We start from the raw sequence: 17,276 nt of genomic DNA, 5'->3' as shown, positions 1-17,276 counted from the left end.
TGAAAATATTATTTTTTATCAACCACAATTCTATCAGCTCTGTTGGCAAGTTGCCAGGCAGTTGCAAAAATCAGCTGAGTCCTTTTGTGAAGCAGAGGAAAATCAATTTTCTCTACATCATCGGTTGGTTTGTGATAATCTTCGTGAATACCATCGAAATAGAACGCTACCGGAATATTGTTTTTCGCAAAATTATAGTGGTCTGATCTGTAGTATAATCTTTCAGTATCTGCAGGATCGTCGTATTTGTAATTCAGTTCGAGTTTGGTCGTGTTGTTATTGGCTGTTTCGCTGATCATTTTCAGCTGTGAACTCAACATTTCTGAACCGATGACATAAACATACTGTTTGCCACGATTTTCAGGATCATCACGACCGATCATGTCGATATTTAAATCTGCAACCGTGTTCGCCAAAGGAAATACAGGATTGTCGGTATAAAATTCAGAACCGAAAAGTCCGTGCTCCTCTCCTGTGACGTGAAGAAATAAAATAGAACGTTTAGGGCCGTGTCCTGCTTTTTTCGCCTCATTAAACGCTTTTGCAATTTCCATTACGGCAACTGTTCCGCTTCCGTCGTCGTCTGCACCGTTGTATACCACTCCATTTCTGCTTCCAACATGATCGTAATGTCCTGAAATCACGATGATTTCTTCTGGTTTTTCACTTCCCTCGATGAAAGCTAAAATATTTTCAGAATCAGGAAGACTTCCGCCACCACGTTTTGCCATATATGCTGCCGGAACCTTCTGATAAAATGATCCAAGAGCTTTTGGAAAAGAAATTCCGTTTTGCTTATAGAAATTAATCATGTATTCGCCGGCTTTCTTCTGTCCCGGGCTTCCTGTGTCACGACCTTCCATCTCATCAGACGCAATCACGGTAAGATTTTTTTTCAGACTTTCAAGGCTCAAGCTCTCATAAGCAGTTTTGAATGCTTTTTCTTCTTTTGTACTTCTGGTTGTTGCAGAAACCGAAGATGTAGATTTTGAATTTTCTACTCCGGATTTCGGGGTTCCACATGAAGAAAGAATTACAGCCGAAAAGAGCGGCAACAGAATTTTATTCATAAAAATTATTTGTCTAAAATTAAGAAAAATATCTAAAATCCTGTACAACTTAAGTTTTTTTATATATTTGATTGAAACTATGGAAACAGATTTACAATTTACTGATTATTCGTTTTTTACAGAGATGTCGCTTCTCGCTAAGCAAAATCAAAGCTACGACCTGTCTTTGGGACTGCCCGATTTTGAGGTAGATGAAAGACTAAGATTTTATCTAAAGGAATCTGCCGACAGTATTTCTCACAGCTACGAATCACTTGCCGGAAACCCTTTACTTATTGATAAGATTGTTGAATTTAATGCTTCAAGAAAAAATCCTGTACTGATTTCCAGAGAGGAAGTAAATATTGTTCCCTGCTCTACTTTCGCTTTGTACACATCTTTAAAATCAATTCTGAATTTTGGGGATGAAGTGATTATCATTCAGCCATCTTATTATACTTATGCTCCATCGATTGTAATCAACGGTGGAATTCCTGTGTACTACGAAGTTGATGAGAATTTCAGTGTTTCCTGGGAAAAATTAAAGCTTTTGATTTCAGATAAAACAAAGGCAATCATCGTTAACACTCCTCAAAATCCCACCGGAAAAATCTGGACTGTAGATGACTGGCAGAATCTTTATGATTTAATTAAAGAAAAAAAAATCTATGTAATTTCTGAAGAGATTTATGATATATACTGTTATGATGAGCATTCACACTACAGTGCATTTCTGCATCCTGAACTCAGGAAGAGAACATTCAGCATCTTTTCCTTCGGTAAAATGTTTCATTCTACCGGCTGGAAGGTAAGCTATCTTTTGGCTGCACCGGATTTGCTCAAAAAATTCAGGAACTATCAGCAGTATATCTCATACAGTACCAACGCTCCCTGTCAGTATGCCATAGCTAAGTATCTCGACGTTTTTGATCCTGAAATCAACCGCAGAATTATGCAGAATAAAAGAGATGTATTTTGTGAAATGATCGCTGAAACTCCATTCATTTTAAATCAAAAATCGCAGGGTGGTTTTTTTCAGACTGTCAATTTCAGGAATATTTCTAAAACCATGACCGACGTTGAGTTTTCAAAGTGGCTAACGGTGGAGAAAAAAGTTTCGTGTTTACCGCTGTCGGCTTTTTATCAGAATAAAAATGATTCAGATTTTATCCGTTTCAGTTTTGTGAAGAAGGATGAAATTATTATGGAAGCGATGAAGCATCTGAAGTTAAATCTTTAAATTAGAAAAGCAGACAAAAATGCCTGCTTTTCAATATCTTAGCTAAGATTATTTAGCGTACTTTTCATTGTAATCTTCCATAGAAGCGGTAATCACATCCTTAGCATGATTTACTCCGTACACATTATCAATTCTGCATTTTGCAGGCTCTTTCGGTAAGTTTTTGTACGTAAGGAAGTAGTGCATCAATCTGTTTACTTCAGCCTCCGGAAGCTGGGAAATATCTGTGAAATGACCAAAAGCATGATCACCGATCAAAACAGCTACAATTTTGTCATCTGCTTCACCTCCGTCAATCATTTTGAAACCACCGATTGGTCTTGCTTCCATCAGGATTCCTCCCGAGTTGAAATTGTGAGAACTTAGCACACAGATATCCAAAGGATCGTGATCACCCATTGTAACATCCGCTGAACCACTGTCAACAGCCAGTTTCATTACTCTGGAGTCACAGTAAGTCTGTGGTACAAAACCATAAAGTGCAGGAATGATATTTGAAAATTTCTGAGGTCTGTCTACTTTCAGGAAACCTGTTTCTTTGTCGATTTCGTATTTGATTGTATCTGAAGGTACGATTTCTACGAAAACATTTACGGTTTCAGGTGCATTTTCCCCTGCAGAAATTCCGTGCCAAGGGTGAGCAGTAAATTTGTGAGTCATTATTATAAATTATTATTTTAGTTATGCAATGAGTATAATTTCTTTTCTGAGATCTTCGATTGTTTCTGAAACATAATCGTTTTCGCCCATGTAATTCATCAGAAAAACAGTTTTAAAATCGCTTAAAGTAGCATTATCACTCATGCTGCTGTATGTTTTGTGCAATAGTTCTATCACAGCTGTTTTAGAATCTGCAATATTTTTCCAGGAATTTTTTGTGATGTAAAGCTGCTGTGAAGCATTGTATTCAAACTCTTCAGTGATAGACCTTTCTGTGAGATAAATAAATTCATGTACCGCAAGATCCTTATCAAATTTCTGTATGAGATTGGAAGGTTTTATCCGGTCTAAGAAAAGCGTCATCCTTTCGTAAGAATGTGTTTTGTTTTCTGAATTGGATTTTACGCCAAGCAGCTTCAGTTCCTGATTTTTCAGGTTGATGTAGCTGTACACAAACTGTCTGAGCAAAACCAAAAACGGGATGGCAATAATAAGTGCAAATGCGTACGGTAAATATTCTATGAGTCCTGTCATAATTTGAGGGTACAAAATTACAATATTTTCTCTTAAAAATGAGTAATTGATTTATTTGCCCTGAAAGATTATTTAAATTTAAATCTAAAGCAGTTCTTCTTTAAATAAAATGTTCTTAAAAGCCTCCGCAGCAAGGTGTACCTGCACTGCCCAATCGTCGGCTGCATCATTGTTGGCATCATCTGAAATGTATTTCAGAGATATAAAAGGTATGTTTTCCTGCCACGCAATTAATGCAAGTGAATAGGCTTCCATATCGATGACGTTGTATTCTGTATTGATGTGGTTGGTCTCAAAACTGTCGCCAGTTCCGCAGATTCCGGTGGGCAGATTCTCAATTTCAATTCCGTTTTCCAGAATGACTGGAATGTTGGAAAGCGGTGTCTCAAATTTTTGAAAACCAAGTCCTCTAACATCCATATCGCGCTGAATAAATTTTGTACAGCAAACGACATCTCCTTTCTTAAAACCAAAACCACCTGCCGAACCGAGATTCACAATCAATTTCGGTCTTTTTTCGTGAATGGCTTTCGTGAGATTGATTGCTGCTGTCACTTTCCCAATTCCTGTGATGAGTTTTCGGGTATGATCAAACATTTCTTTGGCTTCAAATTCCAGTGCGAATACAAAAAGTATATCTTCTAAAGGATAATAATGGTCTTTATTGAATTGAATCATTTTTTAGGTTGAGGCAAACGTTAAGGTTAAGGTTAAGGATGTGTTTTAAAAGAAAATTTTAAATATTACAGCCGTCTTCTCCACAAGAAGCATCATTGTTGTTGCTCAATGCAACTGTGTTTTCATTGTAGGCCTGAGTAATTGCTTCTCTAAAAGTTTCGACAGGTTGTGCACCTGAAACACCGTATTTCTGATCAATCACAAAAAATGGAACTCCGGAAATACCAAGTTGGGAAGCTTCAATAATTTCATGTTTCACTTCAAGATCAATTTCCCTGCTTGAGAGTGCTTCAATAATATTTTCAGATTTCAAACCTAATTTTTCACCTAAACTGATCAGTGTTTTATCATCGCCGATATTTTTCCCTTGAAGAAAGTGAGCTTTGAAAAGTTCTTCTTCCATCTCAGCACCCAGCTGATGTTTTTTAGCTAAATGAATAAGCTTGTGCGCCGGAAAAGTATTGGTGATAATAGCATTTTCAAAATTAAAATCAATTCCCACAGATTTTCCCATCTCGGTCACCTGAGCAGTCATCTGTTTTGCCTGGGCTTCGGGAAAACCTTTTTTCTCCCTGAAATATTCTGCAGTTGTAGTAGTCACGTCAGTTTCAAGACTTGGATCAAGCTGAAAACTTTTCCATTCAACTTCAATTTTATCTTTAAAGGAAAATTCTTCCAAAGCTTTTTCAAAATTCTTTTTTCCAATGTAACAAAACGGACACATCACGTCTGACCAGATTTCAATCTTCATTCTTATAGTTTAAAGGGTAAAGATAAAAATAATGTTGCTGGATTCATAGATTTGACAAGAGACTTATGTAGTTTTTGTTAAATTTTAATGTGTTTTTCCAAAAATTTAAATTTAAAGGTTAAAATATGTTATTTTTTCAACCTGATGTGATTTTAGTAAAGATTAATTTCTACTTTTATTCCCAGTTAAAGTGATTTAAAAAAATATTTATGAAAATAATTTCTACTGCAGTTTTTTGTTTGATGGCAGGCGTTTTATCGGCTCAGTCTGCACAGTTTATCTACGAATATAAGTTTAAAATTGATTCGCTCAACAGAGATAAAGTCACTGTTGAAAATATGGTTCTGGAAACAGGAAGTGAAGGCTCAAGATTTGTAAGTCAGAAAAAAATTGCTTCTGATTCTATTTTAAATGCGAATATAAAAAAGATGATGGCAGGCGGAGGAAACCATATTGATATGACAGGAACGCCACAACCAACAGTTCGCTCTGAAGTCATTAAAAAATATCCTTCCTATGAAACAGTGTATAAAACTACACCAGGTTCTACTCCGTTGGCAGTTTCCATCTCCAAAAAGCCTGAGTGGAAAATTTCAACAGATAAGTCTGATGTTTTAGGTTACAGGGTACAGAAAGCGACAACGAAATTTGCGGGTAGAGAATGGACTGCCTGGTTTGCTCCCGAACTGCCTATCCAAGATGGTCCGCATCAGTTTTATGGGCTTCCGGGTCTGATTGTAAAAATTGAAGATTCTAAAAACGATCACACATTTGTTTTAATTGCAACCAGGAAAGTTTCTTCTGAAGAGCCTGAAAAAAAATCCAGAATGGCAAATAGAGAAATCGCTTTGGATGAAGAAAAATTCAGAAAATTCTGGGCTGACTATAAAAAAGACCCCGTGAAAGATATGAGGCAACAGATTACATCAGTCTCAGGAGGAGTAGTTACATCGATGACTTTTAACGGCAAAAGCTACTCGCAGGAAGAAATGATGAGAGAATCTGAAAAAAACAGAAAAGAGAGCCTCAAAAAAACCAACAATTTTTTAAACCTTGAACTATACAGACCTTAAAAATATTTAATTATGATGAATGTAAAATTACTTTTGGGAGGTGTGATGATTACTGTTTCAACTTTAATCTTTGCGCAGGAAAAACAGGAAAACAACTTTCAATTTAAAGGAGATTCCGGGCATGTCAATAAAGAAAAGAATATTATAACTTACACAGGAAATGTCTCTATCACATCTGAATATTTCACTTGTGAATATGCTGAAAGAGCAGTTTGTGACAATGATAAGAATGAAATTACCATTTACAAACCTAAAAATCTGAAGTTAATAAATGTTGATGAACTTGAAAAACTACCCGGAGAAAGAGACTTTATCGTCTTTAATACCAAAACAAAGAAACTCACTTTATAAAAGAATTTCTCCTTATAAATACCTATTCAAAAAGAAACAGCCACTGAAAATCAGCGGCTGTTTTATTGTATGTAAATGTTTTTAAAATTAATCTCTTCTGCTCATCAAAATACTTAAAATATACCAGAACAAAAGCATAATTGAAGCAAAAAGCTGCAAAGCCGCGCCCACATACTGATCTGTAGCGTAAGCATCTTTCAGTTTGCTGGTTTGGTAAAGAATCGTTGCTGATGCCAAAATAACCATGCCTACAGAGAACCAAAGACCAAGATTAAACCCGAAAAGCATTCCACCCACAATCAGTCCAATTGCAATGAATCCGCCTATTGTAATAATATTTCTGAGGAATGAAAAATCTCTTTTGGAAGTAAAAGCAATTGCAGAAATTCCTGCAAACATCGCAACTGTTAGTGTTGCCGCCTGGAAAATCACCTCGCCTCCTGAGTACAACATTGCAAGGTAAATCATTGGTAAGAAAATCGCAGCTTCAAGGATAACGTAAAAAGCCAAACCAAAATACTGCGTCGATTTGTTGAGTGAAAGCGACCATTTGGTAGCTAAAAATGAAGCCAGCCAAAACACTCCGATGATCAGAAGCCACAGATAACGCTGGGCGAACATCGCCAAAATCATCTGTTCAGGAACAATCTTGAGCAATACCGTTTCCACACCGATAAATGCCAAAATTGCCAAAGCAACGTGCGTGTAAGTTTTTCTGTAGAAATCGCCTCGCTCCAGATCGGTAGATTGCGAAACTAAAACATTCGTGTTCATAATTATATAATATCTGTTTAAATTTTTATTGTCTGAATTCAGGTTTTATACCTAAAATTTTCCCGTTTTCTTCGAAGATTGCTGTTACCAGATCAGCGGGTGGTACAGATTTGTCATCTGCAAATTTATACTGAATAGCAGGGTAAGTTTCATTGTTGATAATCGTCTGATAACCGCTTTTGTACACCTCCATTTTTCTGTCGAAACTAATGCCTCCAGACAGTTTTTTAATATGCTCGTCAGTAACTATCTCCTTCACTTTTTCGGAAAGTAGAGACGAAATTTTTGTTTTATCTGAATTTTTCATCGCTGATACAAAGCTTTGAAAATTAGAATCATACATTTTAATTTTATCCTTTGGAAGTTCAGATTTCAAATCTGTTTTTTTACTTTCAACGATCCTGATTCCTCCAGACGTCTGCGAGAAATAAAGTTGTGATAAAATTAATGCCGAAAAAAGAATCAGCTTTTTCATATTTTGGATTTTGACAGCATGAAGATACAAAAAATTATCAGATTACAGACAGAAATTCCATTGTATCCACATTATCTGCGTAGGTATCTAATGATGGGTTCTGAGCCTCCCCAAACGCAACAGCATTTTCAATATTTTTATCTTTAGTAACCACGCACTGAATGTTTTCTTCGTTTTCAGCGATAAAACTTTTCACTTCATCAATATTTTCATATCTGCTGAAATGAATCACAGAAAGCGGACTGAATAATTTCTCATCCTCCTTCAGCATCACAAAATTATTATCCCAGAATTTATCCTGATTCAAAAGGTAAACAGCTCTGTTGTAATCGTAATTATTAGCGTATTTATTATGATTGATGATTTCTTTAAAATCAATAAAACTTTCAAAAACTCTGTCGATTACAAAATCTTTGGGAATAAAAAGTCGGGTCACATTTCTGCATCCCAAACCAAAATACTGAAAAATATCACTCGCCAAAAGCCTGAGCTCCTCAGCAGTTTCATTTCCTGAAATGACTCCTACAGAAGTTCGGTTTCTGCGGATTATCGAATGGTGATCTTTAAAATAATACTCCAGATATCGCGCTGTATTGTTGCTTCCTGTGGCAATTACTGCATCAAAATCTTCCAGTCTTTCCACAGTTTCATACTGAAGACTGCCGTTGGAAATCTCTTTCCATTTTTTAAGCAAAAAAGGAAGCATTGATTTGTCTTTTGATGATAATTTAATGACTGGAATATGATTGCTTAAAATTACAGAAATTACATCGTGAAAACCCACCAACGGAATATTTCCAGCTAGAATAAGTCCTACCCTTTTCTGAATTTTATTTTCGGGATATTTACTGAGCCACTGCTCGATTTCGGACTGATTTAAAACAGAAACCCACTGTTCCAAAGCTAATTTTTGATTTTCCTGCGTAAACCACGGATTTTCAATTTCAGATTTCCGAAGTATTTGTTCGAATTCTGCATCATTTTCATTAAATTTACCAGAATCTTTTGATAAATATGTGTTTATCCAGTCACTTAACTGGACAAGTTCTAAAACTCTCTGCTCAACATTCATAATTCGCTTCAGTTTGGGAATATTTTGTAATTTTGTGCAAATTTAAAAAAAATTAGCGATGGCTATTAAAATAACTGATGAATGCATTAATTGCGGAGCCTGCGAACCGGAATGTCCCAACAATGCAATATATGAAGGAGCCGTAGACTGGAAAGCTTCTGAAGGCACCGAACTCAGCGGAAAAGTAACCATGCCTTCGGGTCTTACAATCGATGCAGATTCACCTCAGGAACCTGTAAGTGATGACGTATATTTTATTGTAACAGATAAATGTACTGAATGTAAAGGCTTCCACGAAGAGCCACAGTGTGCAGCCGTTTGTCCTGTAGACTGTTGCGTACCGGATGAAGATCATGTAGAAACCGAAGAAGCACTGCTTGAGAAAAAAGCATTCCTTCATGGTGAATAAAATACGCCGTCTCAATTGAAATGAGGCGGTTTTTTTTTATCTTTAAACTTTTAAAATTAATAAACTCTAATAAATAAACCGCAGCGTAGAAAACTGCAAAAAACAATTTGAAATTATGGGCAAAAAGCACAACTTCAGCGCAGGACCTTGTATCTTACCTCAGGAAGTCTTTCAGAAATCAGCAGAAGCAATCCTGGATTTTAACGGAATCGGTCTTTCTCTTCTTGAGATTTCTCACAGAAGTAAAGATTTTGTAGCTGTAATGGACGAAGCACGTGCAATTGTTAAGAGATTAATGAATCTTGGTGATGATTATGAAGTACTTTATCTGGGTGGCGGAGCAAGTTTACAGTTTGCGATGGTGCCTTACAATATTCTGAAAGTTGGCGGTAAAGCAGCATATCTTGATACAGGAGTTTGGGCTGCCGGAGCAATCAAGGAAGCTAAAAAAGTAGGTGACGTTGATGTTGTAGGTTCTTCAAAAGAAGACAACTACTCTTATATTCCGAAAGATTATAAAGTAGGTTCAGAATACGATTATTTTCACTGTACATCAAACAATACAATTTACGGAACACAGATCAAAGAGTTTCCTGAAGTGGATACTCTGATGGTTTGTGATATGAGTTCAGATATTTTTTCAAGACAGTTGGATTTTTCTAAGTTTGACTTAATTTACGCCGGAGCTCAGAAAAATATGGGTCCAGCGGGAGTTACTCTCGTGGTCATTAAAAAAGAAATTTTAGGAAAAACAGGAAGAGAAAATATGTTCTCAATTTTGGATTATTCTCAGCATATTTCAAAGGAATCGATGTACAACACGCCACCGGTTTTCCCAGTTTATGCTACGTTGCTCACTTTGCAGCATTTAGAAAACAATGGAGGAATCGCAGCTGCTGAGGAAAGAAATATTGCCAAAGCAAAACTTTTATACGATACCATTGATAATCATCCTTTATTTGAAACCTACTGCCGCGATGAAGACCGTTCTTTGATGAATGTTTCATTTAAATTAATTGATGATTCTAAGAAGGAAGAATTTGACGCAGCATGGAAATCTGCCGGCATCAGCGGGCTGAACGGCCACCGAAGTTTAGGGGGATACCGTGCAAGTATTTACAACGCCTTACCTATTGAAAGCGTGCAGGTTTTGGTAGATGTGATGAATTCAATAAAATAACTTATATTAGACGACCCAATTTTTAATATAATTAAAAGTAAAATATCAGACATTGGAACGGGATTTTTTCTTTTTCTGATGTCTGATATTGAATAAATAAAAATGAGCATGAAAATTTTAGCCAACGACGGAATTTCAAAAAGCGGAGAAGCTGCACTCAAAAATGCGGGCTTCGAGTTTTTGGAGCACAAAGTTGCTCAGGATCACCTTGCTAATTTTATCAACGAAAACAGTGTAAACGTTCTTCTTGTAAGAAGTGCAACTAAAGTTCGAAAAGAGCTCATTGACGCATGTCCGTCTCTGAAAATTGTAGGACGCGGCGGTATTGGAATGGATAATATCGATGTGGAATACGCCATTGAAAAGGGTCTTTATGTAATTAATACACCAACTGCTTCATCAAAATCGGTAGCTGAATTGGTTTTCGGACATTTTTTCTCTCTTGCTAGATTTCTTCATGAATCCAACCGTCTGATGCCTTTGGAAGGAGACACGCATTTCGATGCCATGAAAAAATCTTTCAATAAAGCTTCTGAGCTTTCCGGTAAAACTTTGGGTGTGATTGGTTTTGGAAGCATCGGACAGGAAGTGGTGAAAATCGGTATTTCTTTAGGAATGAAAATTAAAGTTCTGACCAGAAAACCACGAACTGAAATTTTGACACTTAATTTTTTTGACGGTCAGAGTTTAAATTTTGAAATCACATCCACCAATGATACTGACGAATTTCTGAAGGAAACAGATTTTATCAGCATCAACACACCAAAAACCACAGAATATATTATTGATACTCCACAGTTTGAAAAAATGAAAGATGGAGTGTTTATTGTAAATACAGCAAGAGGCGGCGTTCTGAATGAAGTTGCCTTGCTCGATTATATCGAAAGCGGAAAAGTTGCCGGTGCAGCTCTTGATGTTTTCGAAAACGAACCCAAACCTGAACTCATTCTTCTGATGAATCCAAACCTTTCGCTTTCACCACACGTAGGCGGAAATACGATGGATGCACAGGAAAAAATCGGGATTGAGCTTGCTGAGCAAATCATTAAAATCAACCAAACTATATAATAAAATATGCCTGTTTTTAGACCATTCCGCGGAATAAGACCTCATAAAGATCATGAGGCAACGTTCCCTACGCACCCTTTAGATAATTTCACTCAGGCTCAGATCACAGAAAAGGCTCAGAAGGAAAATACATATATTAATATGATCAAGCCTTATGTGGTGAGCAAATCTAAAGATGTAGACAGGAATTTAAGGAAAATACGCACTACTTTTGAAGAACTTTTAGAAGAAAATATATTGGTGCAGGACAGCTCTGCTTTTTATCTTTATGAGCAGATTTATCCTAACAAACAAGTGTACAGAGGATTGATGGGTCTTGCCAGCATAGAAGATTTCTGGAACGGAAAAATCAAGAGACACGAAAGTACAATTCCTCAGAAAAAAGAGAAACTGGCTCATTATCTTGACAAAGTGAATTTGCAGGCCGAACCGGTTTTACTGACTTATCAGTCGAGTCCTAAAATTGAGCTTCTGATGAATCATGAGGAAAAAAATGTTCCTATTTTTAATCATGTAGACACCATCGGAATCCGACACAAGATCTGGAAAATTGATAACAGACTGAAACTTCAGCAGTTTAAAGAAGTGATTGACCAGATTGACTCTTTTTACATCGCCGACGGACATCACAGGATTGGTTCAACGGCTTTACATGCCCAACGTCTCAAAGAAAAGAACAAAAGGCACTCAGGAACAGAAGCTTATAATTTTGTTTACAGCTTTATTGTTTCAAACCAATCTATCAAAATTCATGATTACAACCGTATTGTAACTGATCTCAATGGCTTGTCAACAGAGGAATTTTTAAAAAAACTTGATAAATATTTTTTAATTCACGAAAAAGGTGAAACGCCTTACTACCCTTCTCAGAAATTCCACATTTCAATGTATCTTGACGGGAAATATTATTCTCTTCACGTAAAACACGACCTTCGTTCGCAGGAAATGTCTTTGGACAATCTTGATCATCATCTTTTGGACAAATACATCATCAATGATATTTTAAATATAGAAGATTCAGACAGTTCAGATAAAATCTCTTACGTAAAAGGTTCATCCAATCTGGCAGGAATTAACCTTTTGAAAGAAAAAGTAGACAACGGTGAAGGCAAAGTAGGATTTGGAATTTTTCCTGTAAGTTTTAATGATATGATTAAAATTTCCGATTTAAAACTGAGAATGCCTCCAAAATGTACTTTTATTGAGCCAAAATTAGTTACTGCACTGTTAATGTATGACATGAAGCAGTAATTATTTTATTTTTTAATTAAATTTATGCTCTGAAATGATTCGGGCAGTTTAAAATGAAAAAAATTCTCATTATACTTCCACTCTTTCTGAGTGGATTTTTATTTTCACAGAAAAAACCTGTAAAGAAGCCAAAACCGGCAGCTGAAAAGTTCAATTATCATTCTGAATTTAAAAAAATATCAGATGAAATTATGATCAATGGCGCTGCCTACAACAATTTGGGAGAATTGACCAAAGGTGTTGGTGTCCGATTCAGCGGAACTGCCGGCTACAGCAAAGCAGCCGATTGGGCAGAAAAAAATCTGAAAGAAGCAGGCGCAGAAAAAGTATGGCGGCAGGATGTAAAAGTTCCGGTATGGATTCGTGGCCGGGAATCTCTACAAATCAAAACATCAAATGGTGAATGGAAATCCATAAGAATGCTCTCTTTCGGAAATTCTGAAGGTACAGGTGGGAAAGATCTGATAGCGGACCTGATGATGATTAATGACGTAAAAGATTTAAACAAACTTACCTCTGCTGATGTAAAAGATAAAATCATTTTTGTTAATCATCCGATGGATCAGACATATGTAAGTACAGTTGATGCCTATCTGAATGCCGCAAAAAATAAGCTTCTTGCTGCTTCAGTTATTGGTCAGAAAGGGGCAAAAGGTTTAATCATCAGATCTTTAACCACAGCCAACGACGATGTTCCACATGCAAAAATGATTGTTTACGAACCTGACGATAAAGCAAGAATTCCGGCAGTAACCATCGGAGCAAAATCTGCAGATGAGCTTCAGAACCTTTTGTCTAAACAAAATGTAAAGGCAAAACTGAACATGTCTGCACAGTCGAAAGGAGAAACAGTCAACCAAAATATCATTGCAGAAATTCCCGGAAAAAAAGACGGAAAAATAATTTTACTGGGCGCTCAGCTGGATTCGTGGGATTTTGCTGAAGGTGCACATGATGACGGCGCCGGCGTAGTGCAGTGCATCGAGGTTTTGCGTGCATTCAAATCTTTAGGTCTGGAAAATAATCACACTATCCGTGTTGTTCTGTTCGCAAACAGCGAGAACGGCGGACAGGGACGCGATATGTATGCTGCTTACGTAAAGAAAAAGGAAGAAAAACACATTCTGGCATTGGGTTCAGACTCCGGTGGATATTCACCGCGAGGTTTCAGATTAGACATGTCTCCACAGCGGAGAAGACTTATTTTTGAATGGAAAAATTATTTCCTACCGTATGGCGTCTATGATTTTGATCAGACTGAAGCTATTCAGGATGTTTTGCCGTTGAAAAAAATAGATATTCCCCTTGCTGAGATGGTGGTTGATACCCAAAGATATTTTGATTATCATCACTCAACCGAAGATACTTTTGATAAGGTCAACAGGCGCGAACTCCTTCTGGGAGCCATCGTCATGAGTCAGATGGTTTTTATGATTGACAAAAACTGGTAAAAGAAAAACGGTACTTTTTGGTACCGTTTTTTATTTTTTATAGCCTGTATTTATACAAAATCGAAGCAATGTCTGTATTTACTGTCTGAAATCTTGCTGATAAAGTGACCGTATTGAGGAAAAATTACGCCTCTCTCCTCTTCGATGCACAGGATTTTGCTCTCCTCGTCGTAATAAAGTGAGAAATATTCAAAACTCTCGTTGTCAATGGATTCTAAAAAAGTTTGGATTTCTGAAATTGTGATTCCGTTTATGGCAATGTCGCCCAAAAGATCACCTGTCTCTGATAAGAACTGGATTTTTTTCATCTTTGTATTTTTTGACCAAAATTAATAAAAATTTTGCAATAAGCAAGAAAAAAAATCTTTAGTTAATAATTTTATATGATTTCATATAAACTGATGTTATTTGTATTTTTATGTAAAATAATTGTCAAAATGAGATTTATTAACGAAATAATTTAATCATTTCCACATTTTCTCAATTATCAAATTCAATATATAATGATTAAATGTGTAAATTTTAAATAATTAATTAAAAATAATAGCAAATTTTATTATCAATCAAAATTTCTACTTAAAAATATTATAGTAACTAAAAGTAACAGTTGATGTGTTATGATCTTGCAGAAAACCGAAAAATAGTTTTGCTTTTGTAAAGTTCACCGGCATTTAAAATTGTTGAAGGAAAGTGATCCTGATTTGGTGAGTCGGGAAAATGTTGAGTTTCAAGGCAGAGTCCAGTTCGGAAAGTGTTACATCCACCTGTTTTGCTTTCATATTTTCCGTCAAGAAAATTTCCTGTATACAACTGAATTCCCGGCTCAGTGGTAAATATTTCCATATTTCTTCCTGACTTGCGATGGTAAAGATTTCCTGCAATTTGCGATTCTGACTCTTTCAACACCCAGCAGTGATCGTATCCGTTTCCAAAAACTAGTTGCTCATGGTCATGATTAATATCTCTCCCGATTTCTTTCATTATGTTAAAATCAAATGGAGTATCTTTCACACTACAGATTTTACCTCTAGGAATTGAATTTCCATCGATGGGCAGATAATAATCTGCATGAATCTGCAGTTCATGATCTGTAATTTCTGCAGAATGCTTACCCGAAAGATTAAAATAGGAATGCTGTGTCAGATTAATGACTGTAGATTGATCTGCTTCGGCAAAATATTCAATTTCAAGAGCATTATCATCTCTCAATGTATAAATTACTGTGACAGAAAGATTCCCGGGAAAACCTTCTTCCCCGTCCACGCTATGATAATACAAAGCCAGAGAATCACATTCTGGTTTCTCCAGAATTTCTGCGCGCCAGATTTTATTGGCAAATCCTTCTTTACCTCCGTGAATATGATTATTCCCCTCGTTTTTGGTCACATGATATTCTTTGCTGCCAATAGCAAAACGGGCATTCGAAATTCGGTTTGCATACCTTCCTACAACAGCTCCGTAGGTATATTGATTAGAATTGAAATAATCTTCAGGATTTTTAAAACCTAAAACCACATCTTCAAAGTTTCCATCTTTATCAGGAACGAAAATTGAAGTTATGATTGCTCCGAAATTGATGATTTCCACCTGCATCCCATTTTCATTACGGAGTATAAATTGATGTACAGTTTCTCCCTGTGAAGTACGGGCGAATTCCTGAGAGATTATTTTATTCATGCGATGGCCACAGTTTGTTAAGAATTTTGAAACGTTGATGCAATTTCTGTAAAACCCGTCAATAAAGCAAGACAAAGATTTTGAAAATGAAAAAAGCCCCTTGTGGAGCTTTATTGTAATCAGATTTCTTTTGAGATCTTAATTTTTTCTGAGAATGCAATTTTTTCAGTTGCTTTTTGCTGGTTCATTCCGTGGGGAGGTCTTGGTCTTTCTGGTCTGCGTGGCGGTTCAGGTCTTGGTGGTCTTGGTGGCGGATGGCACGCTGCCAGCATAAATGCCAGTGTAAAAACTGAATAGATTTTTGATGAATTTTTCATATTGATTCATTTTGATGTATTTACTTTTAATCAATCAAAATGCCAAATAGGAATAAATTGTGATTAGTTGTAAGAATTCACGAAATTTTCCAGTCTGTGCAGTCCTTCCGTTAGAATTTCTCTCGGACAGGCAATATTCATCCGCATAAAACCTTCGCCTGCGGAACCGTATCTGTTTCCTGCATTGAGTTTAAGTTTAGCTTCGCTGATTAGTTTTTCTTCCAGAATTTCTGACTTTAGATTTAAATTCTTACAGTCAAGCCACATCAGATAGGTTGCTTCAGTTTGCATGGGTTTTATCTGAGGAATTTTCTCACCGATGTACGTTTTTGCGAAATGGTAATTGTCTGAAATATATTTTTTAACGTTATGCATCCAGCTTTCACCGTGTTGGTATGCTGCGGTGAAAGCCACTGCAGAAAAAGGGTTGATCCATTCTGTTTCCTGCTGCTGAAGGGTTTTCCGGACTTCTTCCAAATGGTCTTTCTGATCAGAAATGATGTATGCCGCCGATAGACCTGAAAGATTGAACGTTTTGCATGGCGAACCCAATGTAAAAGAAATGAGGTCGTAATCCGCAGCTATTTTCGCAAACGGAATATGTTTTAAATCTTCGAAAACCAAATCAGAATGGATTTCGTCCGAGATTACAATCACATTATTTCGTGAACAGATTTCAGCGATTTTCCGGAGATCGTCTTCTGTCCATACTTTTCCGACAGGATTGTGTGGATTACAGAACAGTAAAAATCTCGTTAATGGATCAGATGTTGTCAGTTCCAAATCGTCAAAATCCATTGAATAGGAGTTATTCTGATAAATTAAATCATTGTAAACCGTTTCAGCACCGCTGTTTTTCACAGTTTCAAAAAAATGATCGTATACCGGTGGCTGAAGAATTATTTTTTCATCCATCCCCAAAAACGTTCTGATGATTGCAGAAATTCCCAGCAACATTCCCGGAACCGGAAGAATTTGATCTGCAGAAACCGTAAAGTCATGATGTTTCTGCAACCAACTGATGGTGCTTATCTTAAATTCTTCTGAAAGAAACTGGTAGCCCATCATTCCTGAAATGGCCTTATCAGTAATGACTTTCTGTATTTCCGGTGCGATTTTAAAATCCATGTCAGCGACCCACATCGGCAGAATATCGTCAGCAAAAAAGTCCCATTTTACAGAGTTGGTCTTTCTTCTTTCGATAATTTCATCAAAATTATATTTCATTTAGTTTGATTTAAGTTTAAAGATAAAAAAAACATCAAA

20 protein-coding genes are annotated in these 17,276 nt (G+C 36.4%); 8 read left to right on the top strand and 12 right to left on the bottom strand.

The genetic code is table 11. The annotated features are described in order from the left end of the window. Positions 1-8: 8 nt before the first annotated feature. Complete coding sequence (locus IC610_RS03800; RefSeq protein ID WP_191735309.1) at positions 9-1,070, bottom strand: M28 family metallopeptidase; 1,062 nt, start codon at positions 1,068-1,070, stop codon at positions 9-11. Between the two features lie 79 nt (positions 1,071-1,149). On the opposite strand from IC610_RS03800, the gene IC610_RS03795 reads away from it, so the two are divergent. Next, positions 1,150-2,289, top strand: coding sequence for an aminotransferase class I/II-fold pyridoxal phosphate-dependent enzyme (locus tag IC610_RS03795; RefSeq protein ID WP_191735308.1), 1,140 nt, complete (start codon positions 1,150-1,152; stop codon positions 2,287-2,289). A gap of 48 nt (positions 2,290-2,337) precedes the next feature. On the opposite strand, the gene IC610_RS03790 is transcribed toward IC610_RS03795, so the two are convergent. The 4 genes from IC610_RS03790 to IC610_RS03775 form a co-directional block, all read right to left on the bottom strand. Then, positions 2,338-2,949 carry an inorganic pyrophosphatase gene (locus IC610_RS03790; RefSeq protein ID WP_191735307.1) on the bottom strand — a complete coding sequence of 204 codons (612 nt, stop codon included), beginning with the start codon at positions 2,947-2,949 and terminating at the stop codon, positions 2,338-2,340. A 21-nt stretch (positions 2,950-2,970) separates the two neighbouring features. Beyond that, positions 2,971-3,483 (bottom strand): DUF7935 family protein, encoded by a 513-nt coding sequence (locus IC610_RS03785; RefSeq protein WP_191735306.1) that lies wholly within the window; start codon positions 3,481-3,483, stop codon positions 2,971-2,973. An 84-nt stretch (positions 3,484-3,567) separates the two neighbouring features. Next, positions 3,568-4,161, bottom strand: coding sequence for a 5'-methylthioadenosine/S-adenosylhomocysteine nucleosidase family protein (locus tag IC610_RS03780; protein ID WP_191735305.1), 594 nt, complete (start codon positions 4,159-4,161; stop codon positions 3,568-3,570). A 58-nt stretch (positions 4,162-4,219) separates the two neighbouring features. Then, positions 4,220-4,912 carry a DsbA family oxidoreductase gene (locus IC610_RS03775; protein WP_191735304.1) on the bottom strand — a complete coding sequence of 231 codons (693 nt, stop codon included), beginning with the start codon at positions 4,910-4,912 and terminating at the stop codon, positions 4,220-4,222. A 209-nt stretch (positions 4,913-5,121) separates the two neighbouring features. Here IC610_RS03775 and IC610_RS03770 point away from each other — a divergent pair, with 209 nt between their 5' ends. Further along, positions 5,122-5,985, top strand: coding sequence for a GLPGLI family protein (locus IC610_RS03770; RefSeq protein WP_056079792.1), 864 nt, complete (start codon positions 5,122-5,124; stop codon positions 5,983-5,985). A 12-nt stretch (positions 5,986-5,997) separates the two neighbouring features. Then, positions 5,998-6,336, top strand: a complete 339-nt coding sequence (locus tag IC610_RS03765; RefSeq protein WP_191735303.1) for a hypothetical protein — start codon at positions 5,998-6,000, stop codon at positions 6,334-6,336. A gap of 87 nt (positions 6,337-6,423) precedes the next feature. Here IC610_RS03765 and IC610_RS03760 read toward each other — a convergent pair whose 3' ends face one another. Genes IC610_RS03760 through IC610_RS03750 form a run of 3 tightly spaced genes read right to left on the bottom strand, consistent with a single transcriptional unit; the run spans position 6,424 to position 8,657 of the window. Further along, entirely contained in the window at positions 6,424-7,110 is a 687-nt protein-coding gene (locus IC610_RS03760; protein WP_056079786.1) for a Bax inhibitor-1/YccA family protein, read from the bottom strand. 25 nt (positions 7,111-7,135) lie between these two features. After that, a complete protein-coding gene (locus IC610_RS03755; RefSeq protein WP_191735302.1) occupies positions 7,136-7,585 on the bottom strand; it encodes a peptidylprolyl isomerase in 450 nt (149 codons plus the stop codon). A gap of 37 nt (positions 7,586-7,622) precedes the next feature. Beyond that, a complete protein-coding gene (locus tag IC610_RS03750; RefSeq protein ID WP_191735301.1) occupies positions 7,623-8,657 on the bottom strand; it encodes an acyl-CoA reductase in 1,035 nt (344 codons plus the stop codon). Between the two features lie 58 nt (positions 8,658-8,715). On the opposite strand from IC610_RS03750, the gene IC610_RS03745 reads away from it, so the two are divergent. From IC610_RS03745 to IC610_RS03725, 5 genes are all read left to right on the top strand, one after another. Continuing rightward, positions 8,716-9,066, top strand: a complete 351-nt coding sequence (locus IC610_RS03745; RefSeq protein WP_056079778.1) for a 4Fe-4S dicluster domain-containing protein — start codon at positions 8,716-8,718, stop codon at positions 9,064-9,066. Positions 9,067-9,181: 115 nt separating this feature from the next. Further along, a complete protein-coding gene (gene serC, locus IC610_RS03740; RefSeq protein WP_191735300.1) occupies positions 9,182-10,246 on the top strand; it encodes a 3-phosphoserine/phosphohydroxythreonine transaminase in 1,065 nt (354 codons plus the stop codon). A 108-nt stretch (positions 10,247-10,354) separates the two neighbouring features. Beyond that, positions 10,355-11,314, top strand: coding sequence for a D-2-hydroxyacid dehydrogenase (locus IC610_RS03735; RefSeq protein WP_191735299.1), 960 nt, complete (start codon positions 10,355-10,357; stop codon positions 11,312-11,314). A gap of 6 nt (positions 11,315-11,320) precedes the next feature. Beyond that, a complete protein-coding gene (locus tag IC610_RS03730) occupies positions 11,321-12,565 on the top strand; it encodes a DUF1015 domain-containing protein (RefSeq protein ID WP_056079772.1) in 1,245 nt (414 codons plus the stop codon). Positions 12,566-12,618: 53 nt separating this feature from the next. Continuing rightward, positions 12,619-14,016: a M28 family peptidase gene (locus IC610_RS03725; protein WP_191735298.1), complete on the top strand. Its 1,398-nt coding sequence runs from the start codon at positions 12,619-12,621 to the stop codon at positions 14,014-14,016. Positions 14,017-14,066: 50 nt separating this feature from the next. Here the strand turns inward: IC610_RS03725 and IC610_RS03720 are convergent, their stop codons facing one another. From IC610_RS03720 to IC610_RS03705, 4 genes are all read right to left on the bottom strand, one after another. Continuing rightward, positions 14,067-14,324: a PH domain-containing protein gene (locus IC610_RS03720; RefSeq protein WP_056079766.1), complete on the bottom strand. Its 258-nt coding sequence runs from the start codon at positions 14,322-14,324 to the stop codon at positions 14,067-14,069. 307 nt (positions 14,325-14,631) lie between these two features. After that, positions 14,632-15,693, bottom strand: coding sequence for an aldose epimerase family protein (locus IC610_RS03715; protein ID WP_191735297.1), 1,062 nt, complete (start codon positions 15,691-15,693; stop codon positions 14,632-14,634). A 119-nt stretch (positions 15,694-15,812) separates the two neighbouring features. Next, entirely contained in the window at positions 15,813-16,010 is a 198-nt protein-coding gene (locus tag IC610_RS03710; protein ID WP_128414284.1) for a hypothetical protein, read from the bottom strand. A 63-nt stretch (positions 16,011-16,073) separates the two neighbouring features. Beyond that, complete coding sequence (locus tag IC610_RS03705; protein WP_191735296.1) at positions 16,074-17,237, bottom strand: MalY/PatB family protein; 1,164 nt, start codon at positions 17,235-17,237, stop codon at positions 16,074-16,076. Between the last annotated feature and the right edge of the window lie 39 nt (positions 17,238-17,276).

The organism is Chryseobacterium caseinilyticum, assembly GCF_014837145.1.
In the GTDB taxonomy this organism is placed as follows: domain Bacteria; phylum Bacteroidota; class Bacteroidia; order Flavobacteriales; family Weeksellaceae; genus Chryseobacterium; species Chryseobacterium caseinilyticum.
This window is presented reverse-complemented; position numbering and strand designations above follow the sequence as displayed.

Bases quoted from the DNA above. Each gene is read 5' to 3' on its own strand.
- IC610_RS03800 (WP_191735309.1), bottom strand. From the start codon at position 1,070: ATGAATAAAATTCTGTTGCCGCTCTTTTCGGCTGTAATTCTTTCTTCA.
- IC610_RS03795 (WP_191735308.1), top strand. From the start codon at position 1,150: ATGGAAACAGATTTACAATTTACTGATTATTCGTTTTTTACAGAGATG.
- IC610_RS03790 (WP_191735307.1), bottom strand. From the start codon at position 2,949: ATGACTCACAAATTTACTGCTCACCCTTGGCACGGAATTTCTGCAGGG.
- IC610_RS03785 (WP_191735306.1), bottom strand. From the start codon at position 3,483: ATGACAGGACTCATAGAATATTTACCGTACGCATTTGCACTTATTATT.
- IC610_RS03780 (WP_191735305.1), bottom strand. From the start codon at position 4,161: ATGATTCAATTCAATAAAGACCATTATTATCCTTTAGAAGATATACTT.
- IC610_RS03775 (WP_191735304.1), bottom strand. From the start codon at position 4,912: ATGAAGATTGAAATCTGGTCAGACGTGATGTGTCCGTTTTGTTACATT.
- IC610_RS03770 (WP_056079792.1), top strand. From the start codon at position 5,122: ATGAAAATAATTTCTACTGCAGTTTTTTGTTTGATGGCAGGCGTTTTA.
- IC610_RS03765 (WP_191735303.1), top strand. From the start codon at position 5,998: ATGATGAATGTAAAATTACTTTTGGGAGGTGTGATGATTACTGTTTCA.
- IC610_RS03760 (WP_056079786.1), bottom strand. From the start codon at position 7,110: ATGAACACGAATGTTTTAGTTTCGCAATCTACCGATCTGGAGCGAGGC.
- IC610_RS03755 (WP_191735302.1), bottom strand. From the start codon at position 7,585: ATGAAAAAGCTGATTCTTTTTTCGGCATTAATTTTATCACAACTTTAT.
- IC610_RS03750 (WP_191735301.1), bottom strand. From the start codon at position 8,657: ATGAATGTTGAGCAGAGAGTTTTAGAACTTGTCCAGTTAAGTGACTGG.
- IC610_RS03745 (WP_056079778.1), top strand. From the start codon at position 8,716: ATGGCTATTAAAATAACTGATGAATGCATTAATTGCGGAGCCTGCGAA.
- serC (WP_191735300.1), top strand. From the start codon at position 9,182: ATGGGCAAAAAGCACAACTTCAGCGCAGGACCTTGTATCTTACCTCAG.
- IC610_RS03735 (WP_191735299.1), top strand. From the start codon at position 10,355: ATGAAAATTTTAGCCAACGACGGAATTTCAAAAAGCGGAGAAGCTGCA.
- IC610_RS03730 (WP_056079772.1), top strand. From the start codon at position 11,321: ATGCCTGTTTTTAGACCATTCCGCGGAATAAGACCTCATAAAGATCAT.
- IC610_RS03725 (WP_191735298.1), top strand. From the start codon at position 12,619: ATGAAAAAAATTCTCATTATACTTCCACTCTTTCTGAGTGGATTTTTA.
- IC610_RS03720 (WP_056079766.1), bottom strand. From the start codon at position 14,324: ATGAAAAAAATCCAGTTCTTATCAGAGACAGGTGATCTTTTGGGCGAC.
- IC610_RS03715 (WP_191735297.1), bottom strand. From the start codon at position 15,693: ATGAATAAAATAATCTCTCAGGAATTCGCCCGTACTTCACAGGGAGAA.
- IC610_RS03710 (WP_128414284.1), bottom strand. From the start codon at position 16,010: ATGAAAAATTCATCAAAAATCTATTCAGTTTTTACACTGGCATTTATG.
- IC610_RS03705 (WP_191735296.1), bottom strand. From the start codon at position 17,237: ATGAAATATAATTTTGATGAAATTATCGAAAGAAGAAAGACCAACTCT.